This window comes from Micromonospora orduensis, assembly GCF_006228125.1.
Taxonomy (GTDB): domain Bacteria; phylum Actinomycetota; class Actinomycetes; order Mycobacteriales; family Micromonosporaceae; genus Micromonospora; species Micromonospora orduensis.
The window spans coordinates 1-13172 of record NZ_VDFY01000262.1 but is presented as its reverse complement, the minus strand read 5'-3'; the positions used below and the strand labels follow the sequence as shown (position 1 = coordinate 13172).

Annotated in this window: 12 protein-coding genes; 6 read left to right on the top strand and 6 right to left on the bottom strand. The window is 75.2% G+C overall.

All coding sequences use genetic code 11. The annotated features are described in order from the left end of the window. Nucleotides 1-157 precede the first annotated feature (157 nt). Together metF and FHG89_RS29035 are read left to right on the top strand one after the other, a co-directional pair. A complete protein-coding gene (metF, locus tag FHG89_RS29040) occupies nucleotides 158-1075 on the top strand; it encodes a methylenetetrahydrofolate reductase [NAD(P)H] (protein ID WP_139587596.1) in 918 nt (305 codons plus the stop codon). 48 nt (nucleotides 1076-1123) lie between these two features. Next, entirely contained in the window at nucleotides 1124-1810 is a 687-nt protein-coding gene (locus tag FHG89_RS29035; protein WP_139587595.1) for a CDP-alcohol phosphatidyltransferase family protein, read from the top strand. A gap of 10 nt (nucleotides 1811-1820) precedes the next feature. Here FHG89_RS29035 and FHG89_RS29030 read toward each other — a convergent pair whose 3' ends face one another. The 6 genes from FHG89_RS29030 to FHG89_RS29005 are packed head-to-tail and all read right to left on the bottom strand — an operon-like array spanning nucleotide 1821 to nucleotide 7044. Beyond that, nucleotides 1821-3308 (bottom strand): phytoene desaturase family protein, encoded by a 1488-nt coding sequence (locus tag FHG89_RS29030; RefSeq protein WP_139587594.1) that lies wholly within the window; start codon nucleotides 3306-3308, stop codon nucleotides 1821-1823. Nucleotides 3309-3319: 11 nt separating this feature from the next. Further along, nucleotides 3320-4447 (bottom strand): glycosyltransferase family 2 protein, encoded by a 1128-nt coding sequence (locus FHG89_RS29025; protein ID WP_139587593.1) that lies wholly within the window; start codon nucleotides 4445-4447, stop codon nucleotides 3320-3322. Continuing rightward, nucleotides 4444-5277: a carotenoid biosynthesis protein gene (locus FHG89_RS29020; RefSeq protein WP_139587592.1), complete on the bottom strand. Its 834-nt coding sequence runs from the start codon at nucleotides 5275-5277 to the stop codon at nucleotides 4444-4446. Before FHG89_RS29020 ends, FHG89_RS29025 begins: the two co-directional genes overlap by 4 nt. After that, nucleotides 5274-5825: a GNAT family N-acetyltransferase gene (locus FHG89_RS29015; protein ID WP_139587591.1), complete on the bottom strand. Its 552-nt coding sequence runs from the start codon at nucleotides 5823-5825 to the stop codon at nucleotides 5274-5276. Before FHG89_RS29015 ends, FHG89_RS29020 begins: the two co-directional genes overlap by 4 nt. Beyond that, nucleotides 5822-6559, bottom strand: coding sequence for a monooxygenase (locus tag FHG89_RS29010; protein WP_139587590.1), 738 nt, complete (start codon nucleotides 6557-6559; stop codon nucleotides 5822-5824). Before FHG89_RS29010 ends, FHG89_RS29015 begins: the two co-directional genes overlap by 4 nt. Beyond that, nucleotides 6556-7044, bottom strand: coding sequence for a YbaK/EbsC family protein (locus tag FHG89_RS29005; RefSeq protein ID WP_139587589.1), 489 nt, complete (start codon nucleotides 7042-7044; stop codon nucleotides 6556-6558). The genes FHG89_RS29010 and FHG89_RS29005 overlap by 4 nt, the downstream gene beginning before the upstream one ends. A gap of 451 nt (nucleotides 7045-7495) precedes the next feature. Here FHG89_RS29005 and FHG89_RS29000 point away from each other — a divergent pair, with 451 nt between their 5' ends. The 4 genes from FHG89_RS29000 to FHG89_RS28985 form a co-directional block, all read left to right on the top strand. Continuing rightward, complete coding sequence (locus FHG89_RS29000) at nucleotides 7496-7945, top strand: SAV_6107 family HEPN domain-containing protein (RefSeq protein WP_139587588.1); 450 nt, start codon at nucleotides 7496-7498, stop codon at nucleotides 7943-7945. A gap of 103 nt (nucleotides 7946-8048) precedes the next feature. Then, a complete protein-coding gene (locus FHG89_RS28995; protein WP_139587587.1) occupies nucleotides 8049-8774 on the top strand; it encodes a hypothetical protein in 726 nt (241 codons plus the stop codon). Beyond that, complete coding sequence (locus tag FHG89_RS28990; protein ID WP_139587586.1) at nucleotides 8771-10333, top strand: DNA polymerase Y family protein; 1563 nt, start codon at nucleotides 8771-8773, stop codon at nucleotides 10331-10333. Before FHG89_RS28995 ends, FHG89_RS28990 begins: the two co-directional genes overlap by 4 nt. Nucleotides 10334-10468: 135 nt before the next feature. Then, nucleotides 10469-13172: error-prone DNA polymerase (locus tag FHG89_RS28985; RefSeq protein ID WP_139587585.1), on the top strand; the 2704-nt coding region annotated here is incomplete at its 3' end.

The following is a 13172-nucleotide window of genomic DNA, read 5'->3' as shown; positions in this document are numbered from 1 at the left end:
GCCCCCCGGTCGGCCCCCGTCGACCCGTACGCGCCACCCATTCCTACCGTGGGGGTACGACGCCTTCGCTCCCGCCGGACCGGCCCGCGCGGCGGCGCCACGCCCCCGCTGTGGGAAGCGCCTGGGTCGCGGTGGCGTCGCCCGCTAGAGTCGGTTCGTGGCGCTCGGTCTTCCCTCGGTACTCCCCAATCCGCAGCCGGCGATCGGGGAGCTCATCCGTGAGCGCCAGCCGACCTTCTCGTTCGAGTTCTTCCCGCCCAAGACCGAGGCGGGGGAGCGGCTGCTCTGGCAGGCCATCCGCGAGCTGGAGTCGCTGCGCCCGTCGTTCGTGTCGATCACCTACGGAGCGGGCGGCTCGACCCGGGACACCACCGTGGCGGTCACCGAGCGGATCGCCACCGACACCACCCTGCTGCCGATGGCCCACCTCACCGCGGTCAACCACTCCGTCGCCGAGCTGCGGCACGTGATCGGGCGGCTCGCCGGGGTGGGAGTGCGCAACGTGCTGGCGGTGCGCGGCGACCCCCCGGGCAACCCGGGCGGTGAGTGGGTCCGCCACCCCGAGGGCGTGGACTACGCCGAGGACCTGGTCCGCCTGGTCCGCGACTCCGGTGACTTCAGCGTGGGCGTCGCCGCCTTCCCGTACAAGCACCCCCGCTCGCCCGACGTGGCCAGCGACACCGCGCACTTCGTCCGCAAGTGCCGGGCCGGCGCCGAGTTCGCGATCACGCAGATGTTCTTCGACGCCGACGACTACCTGCGCCTGCGCGACCGGGTGGCCGCCGCCGGCTGTGCCACGCCGATCCTGGCCGGGGTGATGCCGGTGACCCAGATCGGCACCATCGAGCGGTCCGTGCAGCTGTCCGGGGCGCCCTTCCCACCGGCGTTGGCGGCCCGCTTCGAGCGCGTCGCCGACGACCCGGAGGCGGTCCGTCAGCTCGGCATCGAGCAGGCCAGCGAGATGAGCCGCCGACTGCTGGACGAGGGCGTGCCGGGGATCCACTTCATCACCCTGAACCGGTCCACCGCCACTCGCGAGGTCTGGCAGAACCTGAAGGTCGGCGCGCGGGTGTGAACGGTGGTCCCGCGACACCTCGTGCCCGGCACGGCGGTTGATCCCCAGGTGGGCACACAGCTGAACTGGGATCAGTACGCCACGGCGTGGGCGCGGTTGCACGGCGGGTTCGACCCCCGTGCCGCCGCGCCTGTGGTACGCGCGTGGCTGCGGTTCGCGTACCACGTCGGGTACGTGCTGGGCCGGCTGCGGGTGGGCCCCACCGCGGTCACCGTGGCCGGGGTGCTGCTCTGCTTCTGCATACCGCTGCTGGCGACCCGGCCGGCCGACGGGCCGTTCCTCGGCGCGCTGTTCGTCCTGCTCGCCGCCGTGGCCGACAGCGTGGACGGTGCGGTTGCCGTCGCCACCGGCCGCACCACACGCCTCGGCTACGTCTACGACTCGCTCGCCGACCGGCTCGGTGAGGTGGCGTGGCTGTTGGCGTTCTGGCTGGTCGGCGCCCCGGGCGCGCTGGTCGTGGCGGGCGGGGCGCTGTCCTGGCTGCACGAGTACGTGCGGGCCCGCGCGGTCTCGGCCGGCATGCGCGAGATCGGTGCGGTGACCGTGGGCGAGCGCCCCACCCGGGTGTCGGTGGCGCTGGTCGGGTTGCTGGTCGCCGGGCTGGCCGGGCTCATCGAGCCGGACCTGACCGCCGGCACCATCACCATGGCGACGGCGGTGTGGGTGCTGCTGGCCGGCTTCGGCCTGGGACAGCTGCTGTCCACCGTCCGCCGCGCGCTGCTCGACGCCGGCTGAGCGGCCGGACCTACCAGGCGGGGCCGATCTCGTCGGCGACGATCTGCGCGGAGAGGGTCACCATCGGCAGCCCCCCGCCGGGGTGGCTGGAGCCGCCCACCAGCCACAGCCCGTGCGCCGGGCCCCGGTTGGCCGGGCGGAGCAGCCCGCCGGCGGTGCCGTAGATCGAGCCGCCCGGCGCCCCGGTCGCCGCGTCCAGGTCGGCCGGCGTACGCACCTCGCGGAACAGCAACCGGTCACGGACGTCGACGCCGCGCTCGGCCAGCACCTCCAGGATCCGGTCGGCGTACGCGTCGGCCAGCCCGGGGCGGCGCCAGTCGACCGCGCCCGCGGCAATGCCCTGCCGTGCGGCGTTCACCAGCACGAACCACGCCTCGTGCCCGGCCGGACGGGCCATCGGGTCGTCGGCCACGGTGACGAACACCGTCGGGTCGACGGCCGGCCGGGCCCGTACGCCCCGCCCCGGGTCGCCGAAGACGGCGTCGAACTCGGCGTCGTAGTCGCGCGGGAAGAAGACGTTGTGGTGGGCCAGCCCGGTGCTGCCCGAAACGCCGAGCAGCAGCACGAAGCCGGCGAGACTGCGGTCGGTCAGCGCGGCCAGCCGGCGCGGACGCGGCAGCAGGTCGCGGTAGACGGTGATCGCGTCCACATTGGCCACCACCACGTCGGCGGGCACCGGCGCGGTGACGCCGGCGAGGCGTACCCCGTGCACCCGGCCGCCGGTGGCGTCGATCCGGGTCACCCTGGCGCCGGTCTGCACGACCACGCCGAGGTCCAGGCAGCGGGTCAGCAGCGCGTCGGCGAGGGTGCCCAGCCCGCCGCGCAGGTACCAGCCGCCGAACGCCAACTCGGCGTAGGGGACGGCGACCAGCGCCGCCGGCGCCCGACGCGGGTCGGCGCCGGTGTAGGTGGCGTACCGGTCCAGCAGCATCCGCAGCCGGGGGTCGGACAGGTGCCGGCGGCCCAGCCCGCGCAGGGTGCGGCCCGGGGCGATGGCGGCCAGGTCACCGACCCGCCAGGCCAGCGACGCGAGGTCGCGGGGGGAGTCGACGGTACGGCGCAGGATGTCCCGCTCAGAGGCGTTCCACACCCGCGCGGCCCGACGCCACAGCCGCTGCCAGTCGGCGGCCGCCCGGTCACCGAAGGCGGCCCCGATCCGGGCGGCGAACTCCACCGGGTCGGCGCACGAGTCGAGCGCCGGGCCGCCGCCGGGGAAGACGTGCCGGACGATCGGGTCCAGCGGGACCAGGTCCAGGTACTCGTCGAGCTTCGCCCCGGTCGCCTCGAACAGGTCGTGGAAGACCTCGGGCAGGGTGAGCAGGCTCGGCCCGGTGTCGAAGTGGAACGACCCGGCCGGGGTGTCGTGCGCGTACCGGCCGAGTTTGCCGCCGACCGTGTCGGCGGCCTCGAAGACGGTCACCTGGTGCCCGGTGGCGGCCAGCCGGGCGGCGGTGGCGAGGCCACCCACCCCGGCGCCGACGACCACGATCCGCGCCATGCCGCGCCCTCCTAGCTGACCGGGCGGCCCCGCCAGGTCAGGCGGCGCCGCTTCCGCAGATGGTACGACCGCAGGGTCAACCAACCGAGGACCACGACCGACACGGGGTGTGCGAGCGCGTCGGGCCACCACCGGCCCCCGGTCGCCCGGGCGGTCAGCACCCGCCCGATCACCCCGAGCAGATAGCCGGCCAGACCCACGGCGGCCACCTCCGCCGCGCCGGCCGCCGCACCCGCCACCGCGACCAGCGGCGGGGCGGTGTAGAGCAGCAGCAGCGCCGCGACCACGGCCGCCGCCGCGCCCGGGTGCCCGAACGACGCCCAGAGCGACTTCGAGTACCCGTCGCGCAGCTGCGGCCAGTCGTCGTACATCCGGCAGGTGGCCAGCCGGGAGCCGTCGGCCAGGGCGATCCGCCCGCCGGCCCGCTTGACCGCCCGGGCCAGCTCGACGTCCTCCAGGATCTTGTCGGCGACCGCGGCGTGCCCGCCGCCGGCGGTGTAGCCGGCCCGGTCCACCACCAGGAACTGCCCGCCCGCCGCGGCAAGCGACGGCCGCGGCGAGCGTTCCATCGCGCGCAGCGGCAGGAACGTCAGCCAGAGCCACTGCAACAGCGGCTGGACCAGCCGGTCGGCCGCCGTCGCCACCACGATCCGGGGGTACGGCGACAGCAGGGTCGCGCGGGCGGCGCGCAGCTCGGTGACGGCGGCCGCCACGGCGTGCGGGGCGAGCACCACGTCGGCGTCGACGAAGACCAGCGCGGTGGCGGCCGGGTCGGCCCGGGTGGCCAGCTGCCAGCAGGCGTGCGGCTTGCCCAGCCAGCCCGGCGGCGGGGCGACCCCGCTGAGCAGCGTCACCCGGGGGTCGTCGCCGGCCACCGCGCGCACCACGTCGGCGGTGCCGTCGGTGGACCCGTCGTCGAGGACCACGACGCGCAGCCCGGGCACGCCGCGCTGGGCGAGCAGGGCACGCAGGCAGGGCGTGACCCGGGCGGCCTCGTCGCGCAGCGGCAGCAGCACGGCCACCGCCTCGTCGACCTCGTCGGGCCGGTCGGTGGGCCGGCGCAGCCAGCGGGCGGCGTTGAGCCAGGTGTGCCCGGTCAACGCGGCGACGGCGAGCAGCAGGGCGAGCAGGACGGTCATCGGGTCGCGTCGACGCCGGTGCGGCGCGGCTCGTGGTCCTCCCGGTCCGCGTCGCGGCTCCGGCGGTCGCGCAGCAGGGTCACCGCCAGCGGCACGGCGGTCACCGACATGCCGGCCGCGCCCCACAGCGCCGAGGCGGGCAGGTCGAGGAAGACCGCGTGGGCCAGGATGCTGGAGAAGTACGTCCACAGGTACAGCGCGACCATCGGGTGGTCCCGCCGGTCGGTGTGCTCGACGGCCGGGCCGGCCAGCGGGCGCAGCGCGCTCATCATCAGCACCGCGAAGAGCAGCCAGCCCAGGTAGTTGCTGACCGGGATGCCGGGCAGGCCGGGCAGCGCCGGGGTGGCGTCCCGCCACACCCAGTAGCCCTCGGCCACCATCTGCGGGTCGAGGAAGAGATCCCAGGCGGCCAGCCCCACCGTGGCCAGCGCGATCCGCCCCACCCACCGGCCGGCCGTCGAACCGCCGCCGGTCAGCCGGACCGCCGCCAGCCAGGCCGGCCAGGCCATCCAGGTCCAGGCCAGCGGGATGATCAGCGGAACCCCGGCCAGCTTGGGGCCCAGCTCACCGGAGTAGTCGTAGCTGCCGAACGGCACACCGGTGGCCACCCCGATCGCCTCGATCGCGAACCCGCCACCGGTGGCCACCGCGACCAGCGCCGCCGCGACCCGGGGACCCCGGCTGAGCAGCGCGTGGCCCACCGAGAGCAGCCAGCCGATCACCACGGTGGCCACGGTCAGCCCGGCCCGGGTGGCGCCGGTGGTCAGCGGGTAGCAGATCTGGGCGAGCACCAGGACGGCGAGCAGTGCCCAGGAGATCCGCCGGGTCATGCCGCGGGGGGCTCGAGCGGCAGATCCCGACCGAGTACGCCGAACGGCCGCTCGTCGCCGGGGAAGTGGAAGTCGCGCAGCACGTCGACGAAGCCGAACCGCCGGTACAGCCGCCAGGCCCGCGAGGTCTGCTCCACGGCCTCCGGAGTGGACAGCAGCGTCGTGTCGCCCTCGGCCATGCCGAGCAGCGCCCGCAGTTGGCCGGCGCCCAGACCGTGCCCCTGCGCCGGTGGCCGGACGTGCAGCTCGACCACCTCGAAGCAGTGGGTGAGCCACCGCTCGCGGGTCGGCGCGTCCAACGCCCGGTGCACCTGGTCGTGCCACCACTGACCGGCGGCGCCCAGGTAGCCGTAGCCGAAGCCGGCCAGGTGACCCTCGCTGGTCAGGCTCGCCACGGCCCGGAAACCGGGGCGGCGGACGTGGGTGGCGATGTAGCCGCGTCGCGCTTCCAACAGGTCGGTGCGGTATCCCATCGCCTCGCCGTAGACGGCCACCACGTCGTCCAGCCGCCGGACCAGATCGTCCGGCGTCCAGCGCACCAACCTCATGCCCGTCCACCCTTCACCGTTCCCGGATCGCCGTCGGCGACCCACCCGAGCACCGTCCGGTCGCCGACCACCTCGCGCACCTCGAACCGGGCGAACAGCTCCTCGGCGTACCAGCCCGCGGTGGGGGTACGCATGATCGCCGCCCGGTGCTCCGGGTGACGGTACGCGAACGCCACCAGGTCCGTCGGGTCGCGCCACACGCTCACCGTGCCCTGCCATCCCAGCGGCGCCTCGCCGACGCCGAACCGGGCCAGCAGTCCGGGTGCCTCGCGCAGGGCCGCGGCCACCGGCGGGACCGCCCGCCAGAAGGTGGCCGCCCGGCGGGCCCGCAGGCGCGCCCGGGTCAGCGCCAGCACCGGCCCGGTGACCCGTCCGCCCGGTGGGTCGCCGAACGGCCGCTGCCCGGACCACTCGCCCCGGCTGCTCAGCGGTCGCAGGTCGACCCGGACGGCGGCGTGGGCGATGCGTGCCCAGGCGCGTCCGACCGGTGAGTCGTCGAAGCCGGCCGCCGCGGCGGGGGAGTCCCAGACGGTAAGCGCCGCCCAGCGGGTGAGGTCGGCGTCACCCGGCCCGAAGCTGGTGCCGGTCCCGGTGCCCAGCAGCTTGCCGAACCGCACGCCCGGCAGGGCACGCAGGCGGCGCGGGTCGACCGCCATCCGGGTCAGCGCCCGGGGCAACGCGCCGCGGTGCACCCGCCACACGTGCAGGGTGACCAGCTCCGCAATGGTGCTCACGCCACCTCGGCCGGGGTGCCGGAGGTGACCCGCAGCAGCTCCGTGTAGGTGATCGGGAAGACCGCCTGCGGTACGCCGCCGGCGGCCCAGATCTCCGGGTACGCCGCCAGGGCCGTGTCCACCAGGGTGCGCAGTGCTCGCGGGTGCCCGAGCGGGGCGACCCCACCGATCGGCTGCCCGGTGTGCGTCCGGACGAACTCCGGGGTGGCCCGGCGCAGCCGGGTGACCCCGATCGACGCGGCCAGGCCGGCGGTGTCCACCCGGTGCGCGCCGGAGGTGAGCACGAGCAGGGGCTCGTCGTCCGCGTCGAAGATCAGCGAGTTGGCGATCTGGCCGACCTCGACGCCGAGCGCCTCGGCGGCGGCCGCCGCGGTGTGCACCGCGTCCGGTAGCAGGCGGACGGTGCTGGGCTCGCCGACGCCGTTGCGCGTGCCAGCGGCGGTGAGCGCGTCCTGCACCGCCCGTACGTTCGGGTGTGGCTGCATGGGGACATCTTCCCGGTCCGTCCGATGCCGTTCACCCCGGTGCGCCCGGACGGCGAGCCCCGGCGCGTCACACGTTGCATTTTCGTCGGAGGGGAGGTGTACTGTCAGCAGCAGTTAGAACGAGTGTTCGATTGCCTCGAACGCCCGTTCCAACCAGCCGGAGCGAGGTGTTTCGCGGCGCCAGCTCCGGGCGGTGCGGCTCCGCGGGCCGCACCTGGGTTTCCGGGCAGTCGCGAGCCCGGTCCCATCAGGCAGGAGCGTCGCCCGCCGCCCACGACCCCCGGGCGGCGGGCGACGAACCCGCCGGTACGCCGGCCGGGTGTGGTGTGGGGAAGCATCCACACCCGGCCGGCCACACCCGGTGCGTCTTCCTCCGCACCACCCGACTCGGCGTCTCATCGGCGGCTCCACCGCGCCGAGGCGACGCCCGGCCACGTGGAGGAGACAGTCCATGCCGACCAACCCGGCCCAGGCACCGACGGTGCCGGCGCACGTGCTGCCGCACCGCACCCCTGCCCAGCTCCTCACGTTGGCCCGGCGTGGGCTGGTCGAGGCTGGCCAGACCCGCCCCGACGGCCTGCGTTACGCGGCCGCCCACCTGGCGGCGCTGCGTGCGGCGGCCGCCCTGCTCGCCGCCCGGGCCCGGCCCGCGCCGAGCCGCCGTAACCGGATCACCAGCGTCTGGGTCCTGCTCTGCGCCGTTGCCCCCGAGCTCGACGAGTGGGCCCGGTTCTTCGCCGCCGGGGCCAGCAAGCGGGCCGCCGCGGAGGCCGGCATTCCCCGGGTGGTCAGCGCCCGGGAGGCCGACGACCTGCTCCGCGCCGCCGAGCAGTTCGTCACGGTGGTGGAGACCGCGCTCGGCATGGCCCACCAACCCACCCTGGACGGCCTCGCCGCATGATCCCGCCGTGATGCCGGCCGCCCGGTCGGGGGGAGCCGGGCGGCCGGCGTCACAGCGTGCCGGTCCTGATCTGATCCACAGCAACGACGGGGGAGTTGGTCCAATGGCGGGCCGCATGGTGGTCGGTTCCGCCGCGCTTGCCGATCTGGTACGCCCGGCGAGCGCACCCGATCCGGTCGGCGGTCACCGGGTGCTGCCGGTGACGCCCGAGCTGACCGGTCTGCTGCCCAACCGGGGCCTGCGCCGGGGCAGCACCATCGCGGTCGCCGCCGGTCAACCTCGGCGTAGCGGCGGCACCTCGCTGGTGCTGGCCCTGCTCGCCGAGGCGTCCCGGGCCGGCTCGTGGTGTGCCGTGGTGGGGGTGCCGACCTTCGGTGCGGGCGCGGCCGCCGAACTGGGTATCGCCCTGGATCGGCTGGCTCTGGTGCCGAATCCCGGCCCCGAGTGGGCCACAGTGGTCGCCGCGCTGATCGACGGGGTGGATGTCGTGGTCACCACCGTGCCGGCCACGGTCTCCGCCTCGGTCGCCACCCGGCTGGCCGCCCGGGCCCGGCAGCGCGGCAGCGTGCTGGTCCCGTACGGCCGGTGGGACGGCGCGGACGTGACGTTGCAGGTGGTCCGTGGGGTCTGGGAGGGGCTCGGGCAGGGCCGGGGGAGGTTGCGCCGCCGGGAGGTCACCGTCTCGGCGCGCGGGCGCGGAGCAGCCGCCCGGCCCAAGGAGATCAAGGTCTGGCTCCCGGGTGACGAGCTCACCCGGGTGATTCCCCGGACGGTGCGGTCGACCGGGGGTCGACCGGCCGTGCCGTTGGCCCTGGTCGGGCGGGGATGACCGGCTCACCGGCACGGACCCTGCTGCTGTGGTGCCCGGACTGGCCCGTGCTCGCCGCCGAGATCGTCGAGGGGGTGCCAGCCACCGGCCCGGTCGCCGTGCTGCACGCCAACCGGGTGGTCGCCTGCTCCGAGCGTGCCCGCGCCGAGGGGGTCCGTCGAGGGCTGCGCAAACGGGAGGCGCAGGGCCGCTGCCCACAGTTGACAGTCGTGGAGCACGACCCCGGCCGGGACGCCCGGGCGTTCGAGCCGGTGGTCGCCGCGGTGGAGGAGTTGGTCGCCGGTGTCGAGGTGGTGCGTCCGGGGTCCTGCGCGGTGGCGGCCCGGGGCCCGAGCCGTTACCTCGGTGGTGAGGAGGCGGCCGCCGAACGGATCATCGAGCACGTCGCTCAGTCGTGCCTGGTGGAGAGCCAGGTCGGTATCGCCGACGGGGTGTTCGCCGCGGGGCTGGCCGCCCGTGCCGGTCGGGTGGTGGAGCCGGGCGGCACACCGGAGTTCCTGGCCGGGCTGCCGGTCGAGGCGCTCGGTCGTTCGGCGCTGGCGGACCTGCTGCGCCGGCTGGGAGTGCGGACCCTCGGCGACTTCGCCGCGCTGCCGGCCGGTGACGTGCTGGCCCGGTTCGGGTTCGACGGCGCGCTGGCCCACCGGCTCGCCGCCGGGCGTGACCACCGCCCGCTCGCCGTCCGGCAGCCGCCGGCCGACCTGACGGTGACCGGCGAGTACGACGATCCGGTCGACCGGGTCGACGCGGCGGCGTTCGCCGCCCGCGCGCTGGCCGAGCAGTTGCACGACCGGCTGGCCGGGCACGGGCTGGCCTGCACCCGGCTCGGCATCGAGGCGGTCACCGCGCACGGGCAGGAGCTGCACCGGGTGTGGCGGCACGACGGGCTGCTCACCGCCGCCGCCATCGCCGACCGGGTGCGCTGGCAGCTCGACGGTTGGCTCTCCGGCAGCAACGGCCGCGCCGGCGCCCGACCGGCCCGGCCGTCGGCCGGCATCATCCGGTTGCGACTGATCCCGGACGGGGTCATCGCCCAGGCCGGTCTGCAGACCGGCCTCTGGGGGGAGACCGGCGAGGAGCGGGAGCGGGCGCACCGGGCGTTGAGCCGGGTGCAGGGCATCCTCGGTCCGGAAGCGGTGGTCACGGCGGTGCTCGGCGGTGGGCGTTCCCCGGCCGACCAGGTGCGACTCGTGCCGTGGGGCGACGAACGTCTCCCGGCCCGCCCCGACGCTCCGCCGTGGCCGGGCCGGCTGCCGGCGCCCGCGCCGGCGGTGGTGCTGCCCAGCCCGCTTGCGGCGACGGTGCACGACGCCGCCGGCGAGCCGGTGGTGATCAGCGCGCGGTTGGCGGTGAGCGCTCCACCTGCTCGGCTGGTGGTCGGTACCGGCCAGCCGGCGGAGATCGTGGGCTGGGCCGGCCCGTGGCCGGTGGACGAGCGGTGGTGGGCGCCGGTCGAGGCCCGCCGTCGGGCCCGGTTCCAGGTCAGCCTGGCCGACGGTGCCGCCCTGCTGCTGGCCGTCGAGGCCGGGCAGTGGCTGGTGGAGGCGATCTATGACTGAGCCGGCGCTCCCCAGGGCGGAGGCGGATGTCCCGACGAGCGATATGACTGTCAGGCATATCTATGACTCCCAGGTATATCGCTCGCCGGCGGATCCGGCCGTCGGGATCCGGCCACTCGTGAGAGCGGCGGCTCGATGAGCTTTCACAACCCGAAGATGCCCTGGTCGGAGCTGGAACGGGTGCTCTCCGGGCGGGCCGGCGGCGGCTCCGGCCGGTCGGGCGGGGGGCGGCCGCGCGAGGAGCGCCACCTGCACGTGGTGGACCCGCTGGCCGTGGACGCCGACGGGGGAGACTCCCCGGCCTGGAGTCGCCGGCGCGAGCAGTACCAGCCGCCGGAGCTGGCCCGCCCCGACGGCGTGGTGCCCTACGCGGAGCTGCACGCGCACACCAACTTCAGCTTCCTCGACGGCGCCAGCCACCCGGAGGAACTGGCCGAGGAGGCCGCCCGGCTGGGGCTCACCGCGCTCGCCGTCACCGACCACGACGGCTTCTACGGGGTGGTCCGGTTCGCCGAGGCGGCCCGCACGCTGGGCCTGCCGACCATCTTCGGCGCGGAGCTGTCCCTCGGCCTGCCCGGCCCGCAGAACGGCGAACCCGACCCGCACGGCGCGCACCTGCTGGTGCTCGCGCACGGCCACGAGGGGTACGCCCGGCTGGCCACCACCATCGCCCGCGCCCAGCTGCGCGGCGGGGAGAAGGGCCGCCCGGTCTACGGGGACCTGGAGGAGGTCGCCGCCGAGCTGCGCGACCACGTGCTGGTGCTGACCGGCTGCCGCAAGGGGCACGTGCCGGGGGCGCTGCTCACCGAGGGGGTGGACGCGGCGGCCCGCGAGTTGGACCGGCTGACCGCGCTCTTCGGCGCGGAGACGGTGGCGGTGGAGCTGACCGACCACGGGCATCCCGTCGACGCCGACCGCAACGACGCGCTCGCCGACCTGGCGTCGGCGGCCGGGCTGCCGACGGTGGCCAGCAACAACGTGCACTACGCCAGCCCTGGCCGGCGTCGGCTGGCCACCACGGTCGCCGCCGTCCGGGCCCGGCGCAGCCTGGACGAGATCGACGGCTGGCTGCCCGCCGCGGCCACCGCCCACCTGCGCAGCGGCGCGGAGATGGCGGCCCGGTTCGCCGCGTACCCGGGGGCGGTGGCCCGGGCCGCCGAGTTCGGCGCCGAGTTGGCCTTCGACCTGCAGCTCGTCGCGCCGCAGCTGCCGGCGTACCCGGTGCCGCCGGGGCACACCGAGATGAGCTGGCTGCGCAAGCTGACCGCCGACGGGGCACGGGAGCGCTACGGCCCCCCGCAGGCGCACCCGACGGCGTACGCGCAGCTCGACCACGAACTGAACATGATCGAGGAGCTGGGCTTCCCCGGCTACTTCCTGGTGGTCTACGACATCGTCACGTTCTGCCGCGAGCAGGACATCTACTGCCAGGGCCGGGGTTCGGCGGCCAACTCGGCGGTCTGCTACGCGTTGCGGATCACCAACGTGGACGCCGTCCGGCACCGGCTGCTCTTCGAGCGCTTCCTCGCCCCGGAGCGGGACGGCCCTCCGGACATCGACGTGGACATCGAGTCCGACCGGCGGGAGGAGGTGATCCAGCACGTCTACACCCGCTACGGCCGGGAGCACGCCGCCCAGGTCGCCAACGTGATCTCCTACCGGCCTCGTTCGGCGGTACGGGACGTGGCCAAGGCGTTCGGCTTCTCACCCGGGCAGCAGGACGCCTGGAGCAAGCAGATCGACAGGTGGGGCTCGGTCGCCACCGTCGACGTCGAGGACATCCCCGAGCAGGTGGTGGAGTACGCCAACGAGTTGCAGACGTTCCCCCGGCACCTGGGCATCCACTCCGGCGGCATGGTGATCTGCGACCGGCCGGTGATCGAGGTGTGCCCGGTGGAGTGGGGGCGGATGCCGGGGCGCAGCGTCCTGCAGTGGGACAAGGACGACTGCGCGGCGGTCGGGTTGGTGAAGTTCGACCTGCTCGGCCTCGGGATGCTGTCGGCGCTGCACTACGGCTACGACATGATCGGGTCCAGGCTGGACCTGGGCGACATGACCCTGGACGACCCCGAGGTCTACGACATGCTCTGCCGGGCCGACTCGGTCGGGGTGTTCCAGGTGGAGAGCCGCGCCCAGATGGCCACCCTGCCCCGGCTCAAGCCCCGCGAGTTCTACGACCTGGTGGTCGAGGTGGCGCTGATCCGGCCCGGCCCGATCCAGGGCGGCTCGGTGCACCCGTTCATCAGGCGCAAGAACGGCCAGGAGCCGGTGACCTTCGCCCACCCGTTGATGCGCAACGCGTTGGAGAAGACCCTTGGCGTGCCGCTGTTCCAGGAGCAGTTGATGCAGCTCGCCATCGACCTGGCCGGCTTCGACGCGGCCGAGGCCGACCAGCTGCGCCGGGCGATGGGCGCGAAGCGTTCGGTCGAGCGGATGACCCGCATCGCCGACCGGCTCTACGCCGGGATGGCCGAGCGGGGCATCACCGGCGAGCTGGCCGACGACGTCTACCGCAAGCTCACCGCGTTCGCCAGCTACGGCTTCCCGGAGAGCCACGCGATGAGCTTCGCCTACCTGGTGTACGCCAGTTCCTGGCTCAAGCGCTACCACCCGGCACCGTTCCTGGCGGCGTTGCTCAACGCCCAGCCGATGGGTTTCTACTCCCCGCAGACCCTTGTCGACGACGCCCGCCGGCACGGGGTGGAGGTCCGCCGTCCGGACATCAACGCCAGCGGCGCCCTGGCGGTGCTGGAGTCCACCCCGGACACCCGGTGGGGCAGCGGGCCGGGGGAGCCGCCGCACGCCTGGGGGTTGGGCGGCCCGGCCGTCCGGCTGGGGC

Bases quoted from the DNA above. Each gene is read 5' to 3' on its own strand.
- FHG89_RS29030 (WP_139587594.1), bottom strand. From the start codon at position 3,308: ATGGCGCGGATCGTGGTCGTCGGCGCCGGGGTGGGTGGCCTCGCCACC.
- FHG89_RS29025 (WP_139587593.1), bottom strand. From the start codon at position 4,447: ATGACCGTCCTGCTCGCCCTGCTGCTCGCCGTCGCCGCGTTGACCGGG.
- FHG89_RS29020 (WP_139587592.1), bottom strand. From the start codon at position 5,277: ATGACCCGGCGGATCTCCTGGGCACTGCTCGCCGTCCTGGTGCTCGCC.
- FHG89_RS29015 (WP_139587591.1), bottom strand. From the start codon at position 5,825: ATGAGGTTGGTGCGCTGGACGCCGGACGATCTGGTCCGGCGGCTGGAC.
- FHG89_RS29005 (WP_139587589.1), bottom strand. From the start codon at position 7,044: ATGCAGCCACACCCGAACGTACGGGCGGTGCAGGACGCGCTCACCGCC.
- FHG89_RS29000 (WP_139587588.1), top strand. From the start codon at position 7,496: ATGCCGACCAACCCGGCCCAGGCACCGACGGTGCCGGCGCACGTGCTG.
- FHG89_RS28995 (WP_139587587.1), top strand. From the start codon at position 8,049: ATGGCGGGCCGCATGGTGGTCGGTTCCGCCGCGCTTGCCGATCTGGTA.
- FHG89_RS28990 (WP_139587586.1), top strand. From the start codon at position 8,771: ATGACCGGCTCACCGGCACGGACCCTGCTGCTGTGGTGCCCGGACTGG.